Source organism: Frankia sp. BMG5.23, from assembly GCF_000685765.2.
GTDB lineage: Bacteria > Actinomycetota > Actinomycetes > Frankiales > Frankiaceae > Frankia > Frankia casuarinae.
Genome location: NZ_JDWE01000137.1, coordinates 1 through 2,779, shown reverse-complemented (window position 1 = coordinate 2,779; position 2,779 = coordinate 1). Strand labels below are relative to the sequence as shown.

The 2,779-nt window shown below is 66.0% G+C and carries 2 protein-coding genes and 1 pseudogene; all 3 read right to left on the bottom strand.

All coding sequences use genetic code 11. The features are described 5' to 3' along the window. The 3 genes and pseudogenes from BMG523DRAFT_RS27065 to BMG523DRAFT_RS22095 all read right to left on the bottom strand — a co-directional run bounded on the left by BMG523DRAFT_RS27065 (position 1) and on the right by BMG523DRAFT_RS22095 (position 2,721). Positions 1–123, bottom strand: coding sequence for a hypothetical protein (locus tag BMG523DRAFT_RS27065; protein WP_255353910.1), 123 nt, complete (start codon positions 121–123; stop codon positions 1–3). Positions 124–154: 31 nt separating this feature from the next. Then, positions 155–1,639: pseudogene (locus BMG523DRAFT_RS22105) on the bottom strand (ISKra4 family transposase). Positions 1,640–1,782: 143 nt separating this feature from the next. Continuing rightward, positions 1,783–2,721: an IS630 family transposase gene (locus BMG523DRAFT_RS22095; protein WP_083494936.1), complete on the bottom strand. Its 939-nt coding sequence runs from the start codon at positions 2,719–2,721 to the stop codon at positions 1,783–1,785. Between the last annotated feature and the right edge of the window lie 58 nt (positions 2,722–2,779).

Sequence of the window (2,779 nt, the reverse complement as noted above, 5' to 3'; positions counted from 1 at the left end):
CTACCAGCCGATGTAGGCGAGGTGGGGGTCACCGAAGAAGCCGATGACAAGCGCAGAGTTCTCCTGGAGCCTGCGAAGTGCGGTGAGGGCGTTGGAGTAAAGATCCGAGACCGATGTAATCATTTTTGGGTGCAGTTCTTGTGAAGTGAGTTGATCAGGGCGGTATGCGGTTGTCGGCGTACTGGTTGCGGTGGTTGCGGTGCTGTTCCTGTGCGATGTGGTACTTCCAGTAGTCGTCGAAGTCGCCGTTGGTGACCAGGGCGCGGAGCAGGAGCACGGATTCGGCGCCGTCGAGTCCCCATCGGGCACCGGTGATGTCCATCCGGTCCTTGACGAGGTGGCGGCAGGCTCCCTCGATGACACCGGTCGCGATCGGCCAGCCGCCCACCAGGGCGGTGGCGTAGTCAAGCCAGGGTGCCTTGGCGTCGAGGTAGTCGGCGCAGGTGTCGGCGCCCTTGCGTTCGGCCTGGTTGTAGCCGTTGTAGGTGGCGCGGCGGCGGATGCCGGTGGCGACCTGGCCCGCCCGGCCTTCCAGTACCTTGCGGGCCTTGTCGGTGACCCAGGCCTCGGCGTCGGGGTCCCCGGTGGTGAAAAACGACCAGGCGGCCTTCCACAGGTATTCCAGGACGTGGATGAGATCGACGACGATGTGGACGACGACGCCGCGGTGGGCCGCCTCGGCGGTGACGGCGTCGAGCTGGGTGTTGTTGCCGTCGACGAGCACGATCCAGGTCCGGGCGTGGGTCGGGTCGCGCCGTTCGGCCTCGTCGAACCCGGCCGCCACCACCGTGGCGATGTCGTCGACGACCGAGGCCGTCACCCACTTTCCGGTGGCCTTCGGCCCGTCGGGCCCGGTCACCCCGGGCGGGGGCAGCACGTCAGCCGGGGTACGCACGACCGGGACGACGTCGTGGACCGCGGCCAACTCCGCCATCCGTTTCCGCCCGTTCTTCTCCCCGGGCGACAGCCGTGTCGCCAGCTTCCGCCCCGCGGCGGCCGCCTTCGCGGTGGCCGGGCGCAGCCCCTCCGGCCGCATCACCACACCTTTCCCGTCGAACTGCAACACCAACAGCAGCCCGTCGGGCACCGGCCCGCACACCGGGGCCGTGTAGAAACCGGCCACGTCGACCGCCACCGACCGGGCCAGCTCGACAAGCTGGCGCTTACCGACCCTCACCCCGGGCGACCGCGGCGACCGCGGCGACCGCGGCGACCGCGGCGTCGAACGACCCCCGCGCGGCCTCCAGCGCCACCAGCCGGCGCAGCCCGTGCGAGTGCAGCCCCACCGGCAGGTTCAACACCCCGTCCGCCGGGTGCAGGTTGGCCGCCCCGGCGCCCGATAGGCCAGCCTGCTCACCGCCACCCGGCCGAACACCGTCGACAGCGCCCGCCGATGCGCCTTCTCCACCCGGGTACGGACCACCCCGTCCACCCCCGCCGGCGGTTCGGCCAGCCGCACCTCCCGCGCCGACCGCAGATCAAGATGGTCCTGGAACAGCGACCGCAGCAGCTCCCGGCCCCGGCCCTCCAACCACACCTCAAGACCCTCATGGGTCAGGCCCGCGGTCTCCGCCCCCGCAAGCCCCGCCCGCAACGCCCCGTACAGCTCGTCCGACCCGGCGAACGCACCCGCCGACACCCTCTCCGAGCCAACCTCATACCCTGACACCCAGGCTCCTTGCTCACGTCACGTTCTGGCTTCGACACCCGCGAACGTAGTGGCAAGGAGCCCTTTCACGATCAACCCAAACCCAGGGAACCGAGATCATCCAGCCAACGATCTCACTCTGAAGGATCTACACCCATCATTTTTCGGCCGATCTGTGCGGTCTTCACGTTGTTCCAGACCCACTCGTCCGGGTTGGTGTCGGGGGCATAAGGCGAGAGAAAGAAAATCCGGAGCCTACCGTCNGTTCCTGCGACGAACCGACGGACAGCCTTCGAATCGTGGTAACTGACGTTGTCGACGATGAGGAAGACCTTTCCACCGTCGTCTTGGAGCAGCTTCCGGCAGAATTCTATGAAGACCTTGGAGTCGACGGACCCGCCCTGCTGGAGCATGAAATGAAGCTTTCCCTGGGCGCTGACCGCGGAGAGCATGAGAACCGATTTCCGGTCTCCNGTTCGGCTGATCACCGGGGTTTCACCGACGGGAGCCCAAGTCGCGCCGCCGTGGTGGTCGGTGCGGACCGAGGCCTCGTCCCCGAAGTAGACTGTGGCTCCGACCTGCCTCGCCTCAGCACGGATCTTCGGGAACTGTTCGGTCTTCCAGCGCATCACCTTTGCTTCGTCGCGCTGGGTCGCCTGCGTGGTGGGCCGTTGCGGGGACATTCCCCAGCGCCGCAGCATCCTTCCGACCGCCTGTTCAGTGATACTGATTCCGAACAGCCGTGCGATGAGGTCTCGTACAAGCCAGCGGGTCCACAGTTGGAAGTCGAACTGCATCTGGTCCGGGGTTTTGGTGCAGAGGATCGTGTAGATTTGGTCGGCCTGCTGGTCCGTCATTTTCTTTGGCCTTCCAGGAATCGGCTTGGCTCGCAGCGCCTCAATCCCGCCGTCGCGGTACTGCTGCGCCCACGAGAACACCGCCGCCCGGCTGAAGCCCAGTGCTTTTGCCAACTCGTCGGCGTTGGCGCCGTCGTCAACAATCTGGCGCGCCACGCGAATCCTGATTGTTTCCAGTGTTCCGTGGTCAATTTTCCGACCGTCGGGCTTCCGCATGCAATGATTAAATCATGCCGAGTTGCACTTTGTCCAGATACTTTCATTCCCATTAGTG